Annotated in this window: 15 protein-coding genes; 10 read left to right on the forward strand and 5 right to left on the reverse strand. The window is 67.3% G+C overall.

Annotated elements, in window-relative coordinates; all coding sequences use genetic code 11:
• Positions 1–60 precede the first annotated feature (60 nt).
• Positions 61–1,005 (reverse strand): ATP-binding cassette domain-containing protein, encoded by a 945-nt coding sequence (locus FK527_RS05190; RefSeq protein ID WP_144730764.1) that lies wholly within the window; start codon positions 1,003–1,005, stop codon positions 61–63.
• 121 nt (positions 1,006–1,126) lie between these two features.
• Here FK527_RS05190 and FK527_RS05195 point away from each other — a divergent pair, with 121 nt between their 5' ends.
• Both FK527_RS05195 and FK527_RS05200 read left to right on the forward strand, forming a co-directional pair.
• Positions 1,127–1,885, forward strand: coding sequence for a sulfite exporter TauE/SafE family protein (locus FK527_RS05195; RefSeq protein ID WP_144731097.1), 759 nt, complete (start codon positions 1,127–1,129; stop codon positions 1,883–1,885).
• Positions 1,886–1,983: 98 nt separating this feature from the next.
• Entirely contained in the window at positions 1,984–4,386 is a 2,403-nt protein-coding gene (locus tag FK527_RS05200; RefSeq protein WP_144730766.1) for a glycoside hydrolase family 15 protein, read from the forward strand.
• A gap of 146 nt (positions 4,387–4,532) precedes the next feature.
• Here FK527_RS05200 and FK527_RS05205 read toward each other — a convergent pair whose 3' ends face one another.
• Both FK527_RS05205 and FK527_RS05210 read right to left on the reverse strand, forming a co-directional pair.
• On the reverse strand, positions 4,533–5,534 hold the full coding sequence (locus FK527_RS05205; protein ID WP_144730768.1) for a pseudouridine synthase: 1,002 nt from the start codon (positions 5,532–5,534) through the stop codon (positions 4,533–4,535).
• A gap of 47 nt (positions 5,535–5,581) precedes the next feature.
• Positions 5,582–6,298 (reverse strand): Crp/Fnr family transcriptional regulator, encoded by a 717-nt coding sequence (locus FK527_RS05210; protein ID WP_144730770.1) that lies wholly within the window; start codon positions 6,296–6,298, stop codon positions 5,582–5,584.
• 177 nt (positions 6,299–6,475) lie between these two features.
• Between FK527_RS05210 and FK527_RS05215 the strand changes: the two genes are divergently transcribed.
• From FK527_RS05215 to FK527_RS05250, 8 genes are all read left to right on the forward strand, one after another.
• Positions 6,476–8,422, forward strand: coding sequence for an AMP-dependent synthetase/ligase (locus tag FK527_RS05215; RefSeq protein ID WP_144730773.1), 1,947 nt, complete (start codon positions 6,476–6,478; stop codon positions 8,420–8,422).
• A gap of 35 nt (positions 8,423–8,457) precedes the next feature.
• Entirely contained in the window at positions 8,458–9,243 is a 786-nt protein-coding gene (locus FK527_RS05220) for an ABC transporter ATP-binding protein (protein ID WP_144730775.1), read from the forward strand.
• Positions 9,244–9,258: 15 nt separating this feature from the next.
• On the forward strand, positions 9,259–10,188 hold the full coding sequence (locus tag FK527_RS05225) for a branched-chain amino acid ABC transporter permease (protein WP_144730777.1): 930 nt from the start codon (positions 9,259–9,261) through the stop codon (positions 10,186–10,188).
• A 165-nt stretch (positions 10,189–10,353) separates the two neighbouring features.
• Positions 10,354–11,430 carry a branched-chain amino acid ABC transporter permease gene (locus FK527_RS05230; protein WP_144730779.1) on the forward strand — a complete coding sequence of 359 codons (1,077 nt, stop codon included), beginning with the start codon at positions 10,354–10,356 and terminating at the stop codon, positions 11,428–11,430.
• A 52-nt stretch (positions 11,431–11,482) separates the two neighbouring features.
• Positions 11,483–12,823 carry an ABC transporter substrate-binding protein gene (locus tag FK527_RS05235; protein WP_144730782.1) on the forward strand — a complete coding sequence of 447 codons (1,341 nt, stop codon included), beginning with the start codon at positions 11,483–11,485 and terminating at the stop codon, positions 12,821–12,823.
• Positions 12,824–12,881: 58 nt separating this feature from the next.
• Positions 12,882–13,691, forward strand: coding sequence for an ABC transporter ATP-binding protein (locus FK527_RS05240; RefSeq protein ID WP_144730784.1), 810 nt, complete (start codon positions 12,882–12,884; stop codon positions 13,689–13,691).
• An 82-nt stretch (positions 13,692–13,773) separates the two neighbouring features.
• Entirely contained in the window at positions 13,774–15,021 is a 1,248-nt protein-coding gene (locus FK527_RS05245) for a phenylacetate--CoA ligase family protein (RefSeq protein WP_144730786.1), read from the forward strand.
• A gap of 80 nt (positions 15,022–15,101) precedes the next feature.
• Entirely contained in the window at positions 15,102–16,100 is a 999-nt protein-coding gene (locus tag FK527_RS05250; protein WP_144730788.1) for a tripartite tricarboxylate transporter substrate-binding protein, read from the forward strand.
• A gap of 52 nt (positions 16,101–16,152) precedes the next feature.
• On the opposite strand, the gene FK527_RS05255 is transcribed toward FK527_RS05250, so the two are convergent.
• Together FK527_RS05255 and FK527_RS05260 are read right to left on the reverse strand one after the other, a co-directional pair.
• On the reverse strand, positions 16,153–17,004 hold the full coding sequence (locus FK527_RS05255; RefSeq protein ID WP_144730790.1) for a PhaM family polyhydroxyalkanoate granule multifunctional regulatory protein: 852 nt from the start codon (positions 17,002–17,004) through the stop codon (positions 16,153–16,155).
• A gap of 70 nt (positions 17,005–17,074) precedes the next feature.
• A complete protein-coding gene (locus FK527_RS05260) occupies positions 17,075–17,569 on the reverse strand; it encodes a copper chaperone PCu(A)C (RefSeq protein ID WP_144730793.1) in 495 nt (164 codons plus the stop codon).
• Between the last annotated feature and the right edge of the window lie 123 nt (positions 17,570–17,692).

The raw sequence follows: 17,692 nt of genomic DNA on the forward strand, positions 1-17,692 counted from the left end.
GAGTAGCTATCAAAAATGTGAAGGCTGGGTTGCAACCCAGCCTACCTCGTTCACACCTTCTCAGCCCTCGTCCCGAATCTGCCGCCCCGTGAGCTTGAGGAACAAGTCCTCCAGATTGGCCGGGCGGTGCAGCGTGCGCAGTTGCGGATGCGCTTCGAGCGCGTGCAGCAAGGGGCGCGCGTCGGGTGTGTAGAAAAACACCGTCTCGCCGCTCGTCTCCACGCGCGCTGCGAGCGCGCGCAGCGCGGCGTCCTGCGCGAGTGCGGTCGCACCCTGGCCATAGACCTCGACCACCTCGCGCTCCAGGTGTTCGGCGATCAGCGCGCGCGGCGCGCCTTCGGCGATCTTGCGGCCATGGTCCAGCACCAGCAGGCGCGCGCACAGGCGCTCGGCTTCGTCCATGAAGTGCGTGGTCAGCAGGATCGACTTGCCCTGCTGCAGCAGCAGCTGCAGGCGCTCCCACATCAGGTGGCGCGCCTGCGGGTCCAGCCCCGTCGTGGGCTCGTCGAGCAAGAGCAGGCGCGGATCGTTGACCAGCGCCCGCGCGAGCGACAGGCGCCGCCGCATGCCGCCCGAGAGCTCCGCGGGCCGGGCTGCGGCCTTGCTGGCGAGCGCGGCGAATTCGAGCAGCTGCGGCACGCGCGCGTCCATCACGGCGCGCCCCAGACCGAAGTAACGCCCATAGACGCGCAGGTTCTCGGCGCAGCTGAAGTCGGGGTCCAGCGTGTCGAACTGCGCCACCACGCCGATCTGCGCCTTGATCGCGAGCGCGTCGCGCGGCATGTAAAGCGGCGCCGCGCCCGGCTGCGCAACAAAGCGCACGCTGCCCGCGTCGGGCGTGGCCTGACCGAGGCACATGCGCAGCGTGGTGGTCTTGCCCGCGCCGTTGGGGCCGATGATGCCCAGGCATTCGCCCGCATCGATGTGAAACGACAAGCCATCGACGACAGCTTGGCCGCCGTAGCTTTTGCGCAGGTGCTGGGCTTGGAACAGGGGAAAATCCATGGCCCGATTGTCTGCGAAGCGCGGCACTCACGCGGCCCCTTGCCCGCTCCCTTGCCCGCCCCACCATGCCCGGTGCCACCTTTACGCTTTCCAAGCAAATCCTCTCCCCATGCCTGAACCCATGCTTGAAACTTTGCTTTTGCTCGCCGCCGCCGGCACCGCCGGCGCCCTCAACGCCGTGGCCGGCGGCGGCAGCTTTTTGACGCTGCCGGCGCTGGTCTTCAGCGGCGTGCCACCCGTGATGGCCAACGCCACCGGCACCGTGGCGCTGTTTCCCGGCTACATCGCAAGCGCCTGGGGTTTCCGTGAAGACCTGGCGCCGCCGCCGGGGCTCACGCTGCGCGCCGTCATGGGGCTGTCGCTCGTGGGCGGGGCGCTCGGCGCGCTCTTGCTGCTGGCCACGCCCGACGCCACCTTCCGCCGCATCGTGCCCTGGCTGCTGCTCGCCGCGACGGCGCTGTTCGCGCTCGGCCCGCGCCTGCGCCCGGCTGCGCGGCCCGATGCCCCGGCGCCGATGACACCCGGCGCCCGCCTGCGCGCGCAGGCCGGCGTGCTCGCCGTGGCGGCGTATGGCGGCTACTTCAATGGCGGGCTGGGGATTTTGCTGCTCGCGCTGTTCGGCCTGCTCGGGCAGACGCGGCTGCATGCGGCCAACGGGCTCAAGAACATGGTCTCGGCCCTGCTCACGGCGATTGCCGTGCTGATCTACGCAGCCGGCGGCCTCGTCGCCTGGCCGCAGGCGCTGGCCATGATGCTTGCGGCTACGGCGGGCGGCTACGGCGGCGCGCGCCTCGCGCGGCGCATTCCCGCGCCCTGGCTGCGCGCCGGCATCGTGGCCACGGGGCTCGTGATGGCGGGGCTTTTCTTCTGGCGCGGCTGACGGAGACTGAGCGCCCAAGCGCCCAAGCGCCCAAGCGCCCTCTCGTACCCATTGCGCCGCACAAAGCACACCCGGCGCTGCGGCGGTATAAAACGTGGATGACCCCACCCGACCGCCTCACCATCGCCGCCGAGCCACAGGGCACGGCGCCCGGCGCACCCGGCATCGCGCCCACCTGGAGCAGCAGCGACAAAGACCTGGTCGGCACGGCCGCCGAAGGCTCGCGGCTGTGGTTCACCTGCGGGCACGGCATCGTCAACGAGGTCTATGGGCCGCGCATAGACATCCCGCAGACGCGCGACCTGGGCTTCATCGTCGCCGACGGCGCGGGCTTCTGGGTCGAGGTCAAGCGCCTCGAAGACCGCCAGCTGCGCCTGGCGCACCCCGGCGTGCCCGCGCCTGTGATCGTGCACCGGCACCCGCGCTTCACGCTGCAATTGCGCATCTGCAGCGACGTGGAGCGGGAGGTGCTGCTGATCGAAGTCGTCCTGAGCGGCGATGAGAGCTTGCGCCCCTACGTGCTGCTCGCGCCGCACCTGGGCAGCACCGGCTTGCACAACCGCGCCGCGGTCGCGCGCCACGGCGCGCGGCGCGTGCTCTGGGCCGAACAGGGGCCGTTCGGCCTTGCGCTGCTCGCTTGCGACGAAAACGGCAGCGACGCCTTTGCGCAGACCAGCGCCGGCTACGTGGGCCACTCCGACGGCTGGCAGGACTTTGCGCGCCACGGCGCCATGACCTGGGCCTATGCCGAGGCCGGCCCGGGCAACGTGGCGCTCACGGGCGCGCTGCGCAGCCGCCACGCGGTGCTTGCGCTGGGCCTTGCCAGCAGCCCGGTGGCGGCGGCCACGCTTGCCGCGAGCGCGCTCGCGGCGCCGTTTGCCAAGCGCCTCGACGCCTACGTGCGCGGCTGGCGCGACTGGCGCCGGCGCGGGCTCTCGCCGCACCGCAAGGCGCCCAGCGCGGCCGGCCTCACGCCCGCGGTGAAGCGCGAATTCGCCGTCTCGGCGCTGGTGCTGCGCAGCCACCTCGACCGCACCTACCCCGGCGCCGCCGTGGCGAGCCTGAGCATCCCCTGGGGCAGCAGCTCGGACTCGCCGGGCGGCTACCACCTGGTGTGGCCACGCGACCTGGTCGAATGCGCGGGCGCGCTGCTCGCGCTCGGCGACCACCACGCCTGCCGCAACACCCTGGCCTACCTGATCGCCACGCAGCAAGCCGACGGCCGCTGGTACCAAAACCAGTGGCTCGGCGGGCGCGCGTACTGGGCCGGCATCCAGCTCGATGAGACGGCCTTGCCCGTGCTGCTTGCCGCGAGCCTGGCCGAGCGCGACGCGCTGCACGGCCTGCACGCCGCGCCCATGGCGGCCGCGGCGCTGCGCCACCTCGCGCTCAACGGCCCGAGCAGCCCGCAAGACCGCTGGGAAGAAAACGCCGGCCTCAACGCCTTCACGCTCGCCACGCTGATCGCCGCGCTCGTCGCCGGCAGCCGCTTCGTCGATGCCGCATCGGCGCGCGTGCTGCTGGCGCTGGCCGACTACTGGAACAGCCGCATCGAGGACTGGACCGTGGCCCGCGGCACGCCGCTCGCGCAGCGCCATGGCGTGGCCGCGTACTACACGCGCATCGCGCCGCCGCAGGTGCTCTGGCAAGGGCCAGCGGCGTTGCAGCAGGTGCTGCCGATCAAGAACCACCGGCAAGACCTCGGCCAGCGCGCGGACGAGACGGTGGGCGTGGATTTTTTGCAGCTCGTGCGCTTTGGCCTGCGTGCGCCCGACGACCCGCTGGTGCGCGACACGCTGGCACTGGCCGACGCGCTGCTGCGCCGCGACACGCCCAGCGGCCCCGTATGGCGCCGCTACCTTGGCGACGGCTACGGCGAACACGCCGACGGGCGTCCCTTCGACGGCAGCGGCATAGGGCGCGGCTGGCCGCTGCTCACGGGCGAGCGCGGCCACTACGAGCTCGCCGCCGGGCGCGACCCGCTGCCCCAGCTCGAAGCCATGACGCGCATGGCCAGCCCGCTGGGCCTGCTGCCCGAGCAGGTGTGGGACGAGCCGCAGCCCATCCCCGAACGCTTTTTGTTCCCCGGCCGGCCCACGGGCGGTGCGATGCCGCTGGCCTGGGCGCATGCCGAGTTCATCAAGCTCGTGCTCTCGCGCCAGTTCGGCCGCGTGCTCGACCAGCCGCCCGCCGTGGCCGCGCGCTACCAGGGCCGCCGCCCCGAAGCCGCGCTCGCGTGCTGGAGCGAGGCCGCGCCGATCACGCAGATCGCGCGCGGCCAGGGCCTGCTCGTGCTGCTGCCGCGCCCCGCACGCCTGCATTGGGGGCACGACGGCTGGCAGGACGTGTGCGAGCAGGACAGCCGTGCGCTGCCCATCGGTCTGCACGTGGTGGAAATCGAGCCCGCTGCGCTCACCCACGCCACGCGCCTCGACTTCACCTGGCGCTGGCAGGACGAGGGCAGCTGGCGCGGCGTGGACTATGCGATGGCGCTGGCCTGAGCGGCGGCCCATGCTCATGCCCAAAAATGGCCGTCAAAGCGGTTGGGAGCTGGCGCACGGCTTTCTTGAAAAGTATTGTTTTGATAGCTGCCAGCGCTTGATACACCTTGGCTTTTGGCCGATTTGGCTCAAAATTCGCAATCCACTCAAAACTGCTCGTGCGGCAGCAGATAGCGCCACTGCCCGGGCGGCAGCGCGCCCAGGGTCACGCGCCCGATGCGGATGCGCTTGAGCCCGACGACGCGCAGGCCCACGAGCTCGCACATGCGGCGGATCTGGCGCTTTTTGCCCTCGGTGAGCACGAAGCGCAGCTGCTCGGGGTTTTGCCATTCGACGCGCGCGGGCCGCAGCGGCTGGCCGTCGAGCGCCAGGCCGTGGCGCAGGCGCGCGAGCTGCGCGGCGGGAAAGGCAGCCTGCACGTTGCTGCTCACCGCGCCGTACTGCACGCGCACGAGGTATTCCTTTTCCATGACCGAATCCTCTCCGATGATCTGCCGCGCCACGCGCCCGTCCTGCGTGAGCACGAGCAGGCCGACCGAGTCGCTGTCGAGCCGCCCCGCGGGCGCCAGGCCGCGCAGCTGCTGCGCATCGAAGCGTATGCGGCTCGCGTCTTCGCGCCAGTGGTTGCGCGGCTGGATCAGCGCCACCGCGGGCGTGTGCCCATCCTCGGCCTGCCCGCTCACGTAGCCCATGGGCTTGTGCAGCAAGATCGTCACCAGCCGCTGCTGCTGGCCCTGCGCGCGCGCATCCAGCTCGATGCGGTCCTGCGCCGCCACCTGCTGCCCCATGGCGGCAACGCGCCCATTGACACGCACCCAGCCCTGCGCGATCCAGTCGTCGGCCTCGCGGCGCGAGCTCAAACCGAGCTCGGCCATGCGCTTGTTCAGGCGCACGGTGGCATTGTTGCCCACAGAAGGCCCGGGGCTTGGGGCGGACTCAGACGCGGCAGCCGCCCGGGGCGGGCGCGCCGCAGGCTGAGCGGCCTGGGTGGCCTTGGCAGATGCAGGCCGGCGCAGCACCGGGCGCACGAAGGACGCTGGAGGCGCAGAGTTCGCGGTGGCCGCAGGAGGCTGTGCCGCGGGCGCTGCACCGGCGCGCGGGGCCGAGGCCGAAGGTGACGATGAGGTGGGGCGTGAGGAGAACGGCATGCAGCGTATTGTCCTGCGCCGGCTCGCTTGGCGCGCACGCTGCCTACTCACTGGCCAGCCAGCGCCCCGCCGCGCAGCGCCTCCAGGTCGAGCACGCGCACGCCGCCGTATTCCACGCGGATCACGCCCTGCGCCTGCAGTGCGGCGAGCGCCTCGTTGACGCGCTGGCGCGACAGGCCGACGAGGTAGGCAAGCTCCTGCTGCGTGGTGCGCAGCACCGCGCCCACGCCCGGGTAGAGCACGGGGTTGAACAGGATCGCGAGGCTGCGCGCCACGCGCAGTTCAGGGTTGCTGATGCGGTCAATCTCACGCGCGGCGATGAACTGCCCGAGGCGCTCGTTGAGCTGGTTCATGACGAAGCGGTTGAAGCCTATGGAATGGTCGAGCAGCCAGTGGAAGGTATCGACCGGCAGGCCCGCGACCAGGCTGGTGCGCAGCGCCTGCACGTTGTAGCGGTAGGGCTCGCGCTTCATCGCCGTGCCCTCGCCGAACCAGCCGCCCGGCGGCAGACCCGTGAAGGTCATGGTCTGGCCCTGCGGTGTGTCGCTGCTCATCTTGAGCAGGCCCGAGAGCACGCCAAACCAGTAGGTCGCGGGCCGGCCGACGCGGCACACGAGGTCGCCCGCACGTGCCTCGACCACCCGCAGTGCAGCTGCGGCCCGCGCGCGCTCGTCGGGCTCGATCCGCGCGAGCCAGGGAATGGTGTGCAGCTCCGCCTCGGTGAGCGGGCGGCGGCGCTGGTGCAGGGAAGGATCGGGAGGCATGAGAAACGAGACTTCCACGAGCGCAAGGACGCCAAAAGCGGCATCCCTCTCAGTGATTTCCCTTAAATTGTCTTCGCAAAGACAATATGGCGTCAAAGCTTGCCCTAGCATGCGCGCACTGTTACAGGGCGGGCCCGCCATGCCCCGGGCCGACTTTTGGAATTTTCAGGAAGCTGCATGCTCACCACCTTTCCCCAACTGCTGCTGCGCCATGCGGCCGAGCGCCCCCAGGCCGCGGCCATGCGCGAGAAGGAATACGGCATCTGGCAGACCACCACCTGGGCCGACTTCGCGCAGCTGGTCGAACACCTCGCCGCGGGGCTGCACCAGGCCGGGCTGCAGCGCCACGAGCACCTGGTCGTGATCGGCGACAACCGCCCGCGCCTCTATGCCGCGATGCTGGCCGCGCAGGCGCTGGGCGCGATTCCAGTGCCGCTCTACCAGGACGCGGTCGCGGCCGAGTGCGTGTTTCCGCTCAACAACGCCGAAGTGCGCTTTTGCGTGCTCGAAAACCAGGAGCAGGTGGACAAGCTGCTCGAAATCCGCGCGCAGTGCCCCACGCTCGCGCAGCTCTACTACGACGACCCGCGCGGCCTGCGCAACTACGAGGAGCCAGGCCTGCAGCCGCTCGCCGCCCTGCTGGCCGCAGGCAAGGCGTTCGCGGCGCAGCAGCCCGAGTGGTTTCGCACCGTGGTGGCGCAGGGCCGGCCCGAGGACGTGGCGGCGATGTTCTTCACCTCGGGCACCACGGGCAACCCCAAGGGCGTGGTGCACACCTACGCCGCGCTGCTCGACCGCGCGCTGGCGGGCGCCGAGTTCGACCGCCTGGGCCAGACCGAAGAGGTGCTGGCCTACCTGCCGCCGGCCTGGATCGGGCAAAACATCTTCAGCTACGCGCAGTGGCTCGCCTGCGGCTACGTGGTGAACTGCCCCGAGTCGGCCAGCACCGTGTCCATAGACCTCAAGGAAGTCGGGCCCACGTACTACTTCGCGCCGCCGCGCGTGTTCGAGGGCATGCTCACCAGCGTGATGATCCGCATGGAGGACGCCAGCGCCCTCAAGCGCAAGATGTTCGAGGCCTGCATGAACGTGGCGCGGCGCGTGGGCCCCGCGCTCATGGACGGCCAGCCCGTGGGCCTGCTCGCGCGACTGCAGTACGCGCTCGGCAACCTGCTGGTCTATGGGCCGCTGCGCAACAATCTGGGCTTTTCGCGCGTGCGCGTGGCCTACACGGCAGGCGAGGCGATCGGGCCCGACCTGTTCAACTTCTACCGCGCCATAGGCATCAACCTCAAGCAGCTCTACGGCTCGACCGAAACCGCGGTGTTCGTGTGCCTGCAGCCCGACCACGAAGCGCGCGCCGACACCGTGGGCGTGCCGGTGCAGGGCGTACAGATCCGCGTGGCCGACGACGGCGAAGTCCTCGTCAAGTCGCCCGGCCTGCTCAAGGAATACTACAAAAACCCGCAGGCCACGGCCGAGGTGCTCACACCCGACGGCTGGTACCACACGAGCGACGCGGGCTTCATCGACGCGCACGGCCACCTCAAGATCATCGACCGCGTGAAGGACGTGGGGCGCCTGCGCGGCGGGCCGTTCGACGGCGCGATGTTTGCGCCCAAGTACGTGGAGAACAAGCTCAAGTTCTTCCCCTACATCAAAGAGGCCGTGGCGCTGGGCGACGGGCGCGAGAAGGTCTGCGCCATGATCAACATCGACTTCGACGCCGTGGGCAACTGGGCCGAGCGCCGCAACCTCCCCTACGCGGGCTACACCGACCTCGCGCAAAAGCCCGAGGTCTATGCGCTGATCCAGGACTGCGTGGAAAAGGTCAACACCGACCTCGCCGCGGACAAGCTGCTCGCGGGCAGCCAGATCAGCCGCTTTCTCGTGCTGCACAAGGAGCTCGACGCCGACGACGGCGAGCTCACGCGCACGAACAAGGTGCGCCGCGGCTTCATCGCCGACAAGTACCGCGTGCTCGTCGATGCGCTGTACGGCGGCCGGACCGAGCAATTCATCGAGACGCAGGTCAAGTTCGAGGACGGCCGCACGGGCAGCGTCAGCGCCACGCTCAGGATCGTGGACGCCAAGACCTTCGCCCCCGTGCAGGCCGCGGCCTGAGCAGCCCCATGCCCCTGCAAAGTCCAGGAAGCCCCATGAGCAAAAAGAAGATCGGCGATGTCATCCTCGACGTGCGCAACATCAGCCTGCGTTTTGGCGGCGTGAACGCGCTCACCGACATCAGCTTCAACGTGCGCGAGCACGAAATCCGCGCCATCATCGGCCCCAACGGCGCGGGCAAGTCCTCGATGCTCAACTGCATCAACGGCGTCTATACGCCCAGCGAAGGCTCCATCACCTTCCGTGGCCAGACCTTCAGCCACATGAACAGCCGCCAGGTGGCCGAGATGGGCGTGGCGCGCACCTTCCAGAACCTGGCGCTGTTCAAGGGCATGAGCGTGATCGACAACCTCATGGCCGGGCGCAACCTCAAGATCAAGAGCAACCTGTTTTTGCAGGCGCTGCGCATAGGCCCGGCGGCGCGCGAGGAGGCGCGCCAGCGCGAGGCGGTCGAGCACATCATCGACTTTCTCGAAATCCAGGCGTACCGCAAGACGCCCGTGGGCCAGCTGCCCTACGGCCTGCAAAAGCGCGTGGACTTAGGAAGAGCGCTCGCCATGGAGCCGCAGGTGCTGCTGCTCGACGAGCCGATGGCCGGCATGAACGTCGAGGAAAAGCAGGACATGTGCCGCTTCATTCTCGACGTGAACGACGAATTCGGCACCACCATCGTGCTCATCGAGCACGACATGGGCGTGGTGATGGACATTTCCGACCGCGTCGTGGTGCTCGACTACGGCAAAAAGATCGGCGACGGCACGCCCGATGAGGTGCGCAACAACGAGGAGGTCATTCGCGCCTACCTCGGCACCGGGCACTGATGGGAGACAAGTGAGATGGGATTTTTCCTCGAAACCCTGTTCGGCGGCCTGATGGCGGGCATGCTGTATTCGCTCGTGGCCCTGGGCTTCGTGCTGATCTTCAAGGCCAGCGGCGTGTTCAACTTCGCGCAGGGCGCGATGGTGCTGTTCGCGGCGCTCGCGATGGCGCGCTTTTCCGAGTGGGTGCCGCACTGGCTCGGGCTGGAGGGCAAGCTGCTGGCCAACGCCATCGCCTTCGTGCTCGCCGCGGCCTGCATGTTCGTGCTCGCCTGGGCGGTGGAGCGCCTGGTGCTGCGCCACCTCGTGAACCAGGAAGGCGTGACGCTGCTCATGGCCACGCTGGGCATCACCTACTTTCTCGACGGCCTGGGGCAGACGCTGTTCGGCAGCGACATCTACCAGATCGACGTGGGCATGCCCAAAGACCCGCTGCTGCTGTTCGAAAACACCTTCCCGGGCGGCATCATGGTGAACCAGGAAGACCTGATCGCCACCGTGGTCGCGGCGCTGCTGGTGTCGCTGCTGTCGCTGTTTTTCCAGAAGACCAGCACCGGCCGCGCGCTGCGCGCCGTGGCCGACGACCACCAGGCCGCGCAGTCGATCGGCATTCCGCTTTCGCGCATCTGGGTCATCGTGTGGTGCGTCGCGGGCATCACGGCGCTCGTGGCCGGGGTGATCTGGGGCAGCAAGCTGGGCGTGCAGTTTTCGCTCGCCACCGTGGCACTGCGCGCGCTGCCGGTGATCATCCTCGGCGGCCTGACCTCGGTGCCCGGCGCGATCATCGGCGGGCTCATCATCGGCGTGGGCGAAAAGCTCTCCGAGGTCTATCTCGGCCCCTTCGTCGGCGGCGGCATCGAAATCTGGTTTGCCTACGTGCTCGCGCTCGTGTTTCTGCTGTTCCGCCCGCAGGGGCTGTTTGGAGAAAAAATCATCGATCGTGTGTGAAACACGCGATTTGCCCGAAGGGCACTTTGCGCAAGCAAACGATGATTTTTCGGCGCAGCCAGAAGATCATCGATCGTGTGTGACGAGATATGAATTCAATAGCTGCCAGCGCTTGATAAACCTGCACAAATGGCCATTTTGACTACTATTCCCAGAGGCTGACCCATGTTTTACCGCGAGAACGGCCAGTTCAAGACCAGCTACCAGGCCGACCAGCAGATCCTCCCCGTGGCGCAAGACCGCTGGGCCATCGTGGCGTTGCTGGCATTTGCCTTCGTGGGCGTGCCGCTGCTGGCCGACGAGTACCTGCTGCGCGCGATCCTGATCCCGTTCCTGATCCTCGCGCTCGCCGCGCTCGGGGTGAACATCCTCGTGGGCTACTGCGGGCAGATTTCCATGGGCTCGGGCGCGTTCATGGCCGTGGGCGCGTACATGGCCTACAACTGCTTCGTGCGCATAGACGGCATGCCGCTGCTCGTGGCGCTGCTCGCGGGCGGTTTTTTTGCCACGCTCGTGGGCATGGTGTTTGGCATCCCCAGCCTGCGCGTCAAGGGCCTGTACCTGGCCGTGGCGACGCTCGCGGCGCAGTTTTTCTGCGACTGGGCCTTTTTGCGCATCCCATGGTTCACCGGCAACAGCCCCTCGGGCTCGGTGTCGGTGGCCAACCTGCAAATCTTCGGCTGGCCCATCGCCACGCCGCTGCAAAAGTACCTGTTCTGCCTGGCCCTGCTCGCGCTGTTCGCGCTGCTCGCGAAAAACCTGGTGCGCGGTGCGATCGGGCGCGAGTGGATGGCCATCCGCGACATGGATGTGGCCGCCGCGGTGATCGGCATCCGCCCCATGTACGCCAAGCTCAGCGCCTTTGCCGTGAGCAGCTTCATCATCGGTGTGGCGGGCGCGCTCTGGGCCTTCGTACACCTGGGCTCGTGGGAGCCCGCAGCCTTTTCCGTCGAGCGCTCGTTCCAGCTGCTGTTCATGGTCATCATCGGCGGCCTGGGCTCTATCATGGGGAGTTTTTTCGGCGCGGCCTTCATCGTCGTGCTGCCGATTTTTCTGAGCCGCTTTCTGCCCGTGCTCGGCGCGCTGTTTGGCGCCGAGGTATCGACGGCGCTGCTGGCCCACACCGAATCCATGGTGTTCGGCGTGCTCATCGTGTGGTTCCTGATCGTGGAGCCGCACGGCCTGGCCAAGCTCTGGAGCATTGGTCGGCAAAAAATGCGCTTGTGGCCCTTCCCGCACTGAGTTTTACAAACCCTCGTTCGTGCTGAGCGATTTTTTCCAAGGAGACCTCGTGATGAAGCTGCGCAACCTCGTCCTTTCCGCGTCCGCCCTCGGCGCGACCCTTTCCGCGGCCCTCGTGGCACCGGCCGCCCTGGCCCAGCAGGCCAAGGAGCAATACCTGCCCGCGCTGGTCTATCGCACCGGCCCCTACGCGCCCAACGGCATCCCCTGGGCCAACGGCTATGCCGACTACATGAAGCTGACCAACGCACGCGGCGGCATCAACGGCGTGAAGGTGCTGGTCGAAGAGTGTGAAACCGCCTACGCCACCGACCGCGGCGTGGAGTGCTACGAACGCCTCAAGGGCAAAAACGGCGGCGCCACGCTGTTCCAGCCGCTGGCCACGGGCATCACCTTCGCGCTCACCGAAAAGGCCCCCATCGACAAAATCCCGCTGCTCACCGTGGGCTACGGCCGCAGTGAGTCGCAGGACGGCGGCGTGTTCAAGTGGAACTTCCCCATCGGCGGCACCTACTGGGTCGCGGCCGACGTGCTGCTGCAGCAGATCGGCAAGAAGGAAGGCGGCCTCGACAAGCTCAAAGGCAAAAAGATCACGCTCGTCTATCTCGACAGCCCCTACGGCAAGGAGCCCATCCCGCTGCTGACCGAGCGCGCCGCGATGCTGGGCTTTCAGTTCAATGCGCTGCCCGTCACGGCGCCCGGCGTGGAGCAAAAATCCACCTGGCTGCAGATCCGCCAGCAGCGCCCCGACTACGTGCTGCTGTGGGGCTACGGCATCATGAATTCCACCTCGCTCAAAGAGGCGCAGGCCACGGGCTACCCGCGCGAAAAAATGTACGGCGCCTGGTGGTCGGGCGCCGAGCCCGACGTGAAGGACGTAGGCATGGGCGCCAAGGGCTACAACGCCGCCGCGATGCAGCACGGCGCCGAGCCCGGCTCCGCCGTGGTCAAAGAAATCCTCGACAAGCTCCACGCCAAAGGCCAGGGCACGGGCCCCAAGGAAGAAGTCGGGCAAGTGATGTACATGCGCGGCGTGGTCAGCGCCATGTACGCCGTCGAGGCCGTGCGCGCCGCGCAGGAGCGCTTCGGCAAGGGCAAGGTCATCAGCTCCGAGCAGGCACGCTGGGGCCTCGAAAACCTCAACCTCACGCAGGCCAAGCTCGACGCGCTGGGCTTCAAGGGCGTGCTCAAGCCCGTCTCCACGAGCTGCCAGGATCACATGGGCGGCAACTGGGCGCGCATCCACACCTGGGACGGCAGCAAGTGGCAGTTCTCGAGCGACTGGCTGCAGGCCGACGAGCAAATCCTCAAGCCGCTGGTCAAGAGCGTGGCCGACAAGTACGCGGCCGAGAAAAAGATCACGCGCCGCACCGCTGCCGATTGCCAGTCCTGAAAACCCCGCGCAAGAGCTGTTTTGCAGCCCTTGCGCCGGGCAACCCCGAGAGCACCCCATGGATCCTAAAAACATCGTCCTCAACGTGAACGGCATAGAGGTCATCTACAACCACGTGATCCTCGTGCTCAAGGGCGTGTCGCTCAGCGTTCCCGAAGGCGGCATCGTCGCGCTGCTGGGTGGCAACGGCGCCGGCAAAACGACCACGCTGCGCGCGATCTCCAACCTGCTGCAGGGCGAGCGCGGCGAGGTCACCAAAGGCGCGATCACGCTGCGCGGCGAACGCATCGAAAACCTCTCGCCCGCCGAGCTCGTGCAGCGCGGCGTGGTGCAGGTCATGGAGGGCCGGCACTGCTTCGCGCACCTCACGATCGAGGAGAACCTGCTCACCGGCGCCTACACGCGCAAAGACAAGGGCGAGATCGCGGCCAACCTCGAAAAGGTCTATACCTACTTCCCGCGCCTCAGGACGCGCCGCCACTCGCAGGCCGCCTACACCTCGGGCGGCGAGCAGCAGATGTGCGCGATCGGCCGTGCCCTCATGACCCAGCCCAGCGTGGTGCTGCTCGACGAGCCCTCGATGGGCCTCGCGCCGCAAATCGTCGAAGAGGTGTTCCACATCGTCAAAGACCTCAACGAGAAAGAAAAAGTCACCTTCCTGCTGGCCGAGCAAAACACCCACATGGCGCTGCAGTACGCCGATTACGGCTACATCATGGAAAGCGGGCGCGTGGTCATGGACGGCCCCGCCAGCGACTTGGCGAATAATGAGGACGTCAAGGAGTTCTACCTTGGCATGGGCAGCAGCGAGCGCAAGAGCTTCAAGGACGTCAAGAGCTACCGACGGCGCAAGCGCTGGCTGGCCTGAAGCCCATTCCAATTTAGAGCATTTTTGGCTTCTAGCGCTTGCTGGATCGGCGCAAGCAGCTTTCTTTTAAATAGCAAACGCCATGACCGAATTCTTCGACGCCCTCGAAACCCGCGACCCCGCCGCACGCGAGGCAGCCCTGCTCGCCGCGCTGCCCGCGCAGATCGCACACGCACGCGCCGCCGCGCCGGCCTTTGCCGACATCCTCGCGCACGTCGATCCGGCCCAGGTCACCAGCCGCGCCGCACTCGCCAAGCTGCCCGTCACACGCAAGCACGAACTGCTCGAACGCCAGCAGGCGCAGCGCGCGCTGGATCCGTTCGGCGGCTTCAGCGCGCTGCGCTTCGGCCCGGACATGCCGCGCGTGTTCGCAAGCCCCGGCCCCATTTACGAGCCCGAAGGCACGGCGCGCGACCAGTGGCGCACCGCGCGTGCGCTGTACGCCGCGGGCTTTCGCCACGGCGAGCTGATCCACAACTGCTTCAGCTACCACTTCGTACCCGCCGGCGCCATGATGGAAAGCGGCGCGCACGCGCTCGGCTGCACCGTGTTCGCGGGCGGCACGGGCCAGACCGAACAGCAGGTGCAGGCCATGGCCGAACTGCGCCCCGCAGGCTACGTAGGCACGCCGAGCTTTCTCAAAATCATCCTCGAAAAAGCCGCCGAAATGCAGCAGCCGCTGCCCAGCATGCGCAAGGCGCTGGTCTCGGGCGAGGCCTTCCCGCCCTCGCTGCGCGACTGGCTCACGGCGCGCGGTATCGCGGCCTACCAGTGTTACGCCACGGCCGACCTGGGCCTGATCGCCTACGAAACCAGCGCCCGCGAGGGGCTGGTGCTCGACGAAGGCGTGCTCGTCGAAATCGTGCGCCCCGGCACGGGCGAGCCGCTGCCCGAGGGCGAAGTCGGCGAGCTCGTGGTCACCACCTTCAACCCCGCGTACCCGCTGATCCGCTTCGGCACCGGCGACCTTTCCGCCATCCTGCCCGGCACCTGCCCCACAGGCCGCACCAACACGCGCATCCGCGGCTGGCTCGGACGCGCCGACCAGACCACCAAGGTGCGCGGCATGTTCGTGCACCCCGGCCAGGTGGCCGACGTCGTGCGCCGCTTCCCACAAGTGCTGCGCGCGCGCCTCGTCGTCAGCGGCGAAATGGGCAACGACCAGATGGTGCTGAAGGTGGAAACCCGCGAAACCGCCGCCGGCCTCGCCGAGCTGCTCAGCGAAACCATGCGCGAAGTGACCAAGCTGCGCTGCGAAGTCGAAATGCTGCCGCCGGGCTCGCTGCCCAACGACGGCATCGTCATCGAAGATGCACGCAGTTACCGCTGAATGCGTCGCAGAAAACGCTACTTTTCATAGCTGCCTACGCTCTACCCATGGGCGCAAAAGCCCATTTTGATGGAGGAATCATGCGCAAACTGCTGCAACACACCCTGCCGGCCCTCGCCCTCGCGGCTGCCCTCGTCCCCGCTGGCGCACACGCCGAAGACTTTCCGGCCAAAAACAAGACCATCACCATCGTCGTACCCTACGCCGCCGGCGGCCCCACCGACCGCGTCGCACGCGACCTCGCTGAAGCGCTGCGCAAACCCCTGGGCGACGTGAGCGTGGTGGTGGACAACACCGCGGGCGCCGGCAGCACCATAGGCACGGCGCGCGTGGCACGCGCCACGCCCGACGGCTACACCCTGCTGCTCAACCACATCAGCATGGCCACCATGCCGAGCATGTACCGCAAGCTGCCGTTCAGCGTGCCCAACGATTTCGAGTTCCTCGGCATGGTCAACGACGTGCCCATGACCCTGATCGGCCGCCCCACGCTGCCGCCGAACAACTACAAAGAGCTCAGCGCCTGGATCGCGCAGAACAAGGGCAACATCACGCTCGGCCACGCCGGCCTGGGCTCGGCCTCGCACCTGTGCGGCCTGTTGTACCAGTCCACGATCAAGGTCGAAATGACCCCCGTGCCCTACAAAGGCACGGCCCCGGCCATGACCGACCTGATCGGCGGCCAGATCGACCTGCTGTGCGACCAGACCACCAACACCACGGGCCAGATCGAGGCGAAAAAGGTCAAGGCCTATGCCGTCACCACCCTCAAGCGCCTGCAGACCCCGGCGCTCAAAGACCTGCCGACGCTCGACGAATCGGGCCTGAAAAACTTCCAGGTCACGATCTGGCACGGCCTGTACGCGCCCAAGGGCACGCCCGCAGGCGTGCAGAAAAAGCTCAACGACGCGCTCAAACAGGCGCTCAAAGACCCGGAATTCGTGAAAAAACAGGAAGGCCTGGGCGCCGTCATCGTGACCGACGGCCGCGTCGATCCAGCCGGGCACAAGAAGTTCGTGCTCGCCGAAATCGACAAGTGGGGCGCCATCATCAAGGCCGCAGGCAGCTACGCAGACTGAGAGGATGAGAAGGTAGAAGGCGCGTGAACGCCGGCCGCAGAGCGCGTCGGTCTCAGCGCGCGCTCTTGCCCGCGGCAGACTTGCGCGCTGGCGCCGACGCCTTTTTGCTGGCAGTGCGGCGCGCCGGTGCTGCAGCCGGAGCCGATGCGGCAGCCTTGCGCGCCGCACCCTTCGCTGTCGCGGACTTGCGGCTTGCGGCCGCATTTTCGCCCGCAGCAGGAGGCGGCTTTTGCCCCGTCGCGGCCTGCGCCATTTTTTGCGCGGCTTCCTGCATGCCCTGCCAACTTTGCGCCGCCATTTGACCCACCTGGCTCGCAGCACCCGCGGCAGATTGGAGCGCCTCCTGAACTGCGGCCGGCGCTCCTTGGGCTGCGGGCGCGGCCATCTCTTGCAGCGCCTGCGTCGCGATGTGCTGAAACTGCTGCGTCAGCGCCCCCCACCACTGCATGGGGTCGAGCATGCTGGCCGCCTGCGCCGTCTGTGCCTCAGCCCTCGGCGCATCTTGCTTGTCCGCTCCCGACACCGCTTTGGTCGCCTTCGCAGGCTCAGGCTCTTTGGCCGGCGTGGCGGGCGCGCTGGCAGGGGCAGACTTTGTCGGCTGAAAGTTTTGCACCATGTCCGCAAAACCCACGTTCATGCCCTGCAGCGCGCTCAGGGTCATTTTTTGCACCTCGAGCGCCTGGACTGTGGCCGCCAGCGCGCGCCCGTTCTGCTCGAGCCAGAACTGCACCGCCTTGAGATCGTCTATGCGCTTTTGCAACTCCTGCACATCGATGGTCGGCGCCACCCAACTCGCCAGGTGCGGCATTTGCCCCATACCACCCGACGCGCCCTTCACCAGGTTCTGCAAAAAATCGAAACCCGGCACCATGGCGCTGAAGCTCCACTGAGGTGCATTGTTCATGTTCGCTCCTCCATCCAAAGACTGTGCATTGCCGGGCCCACAAGCCCTCACCATTTAGCGTCTAAAAAACTCAGTGCGAATGCTCTGCGTTCTTGTGTTGCATCTTGGCAGCCGGCGGCTGATCCGTCACGGGCACTTGCAACTGCAGTTGGCTCTGTACGCCCTTGGCGTCCTGGAACACCAGGGTCAAGGGAACATTCGTGCCCTTTTCCAGCGGCGCTTTCAAGTCCATCAACATCACATGGTAACTGCCAGGCTTGAGCTCCACAGGCTTGCCTGCAGGAACATCCAGCGCCGGGATGGCACGCATGCGCATCACATTGCCATCCATGGCCATCTCGTGCACTTCGGTCACGCCCGCCACGGGCGAATCAGCGCGCACCAGCCGCTGATCGGTCTTGGCCGTGATGCGCATGAACGCACCGGTCGCTTTTTGCCCCGCCACCGGAGCACGCACCCAGGCGTTTTCCACGCTCACCGGCGCCGCGGCAGTTTGCGCCACGGCTTGCGCAGCAAACAAAGCGCCGGCCAGGGCGAAGGATGCGGCAATACTTTGAAATTTCATGAAGGACTCTCCTTTGCGATATGGGTCAACTTTGCACTTGGTGACCGAACCATTTTAGCCAGCGGCCCTAACCTCCAAACGCTACTATGAACCGCGCTAGCGATTAGCCGAAGCGCAAGGACT

This window comes from Extensimonas perlucida, assembly GCF_007655255.1.
GTDB classification, from domain to species: domain Bacteria; phylum Pseudomonadota; class Gammaproteobacteria; order Burkholderiales; family Burkholderiaceae_C; genus Extensimonas; species Extensimonas perlucida.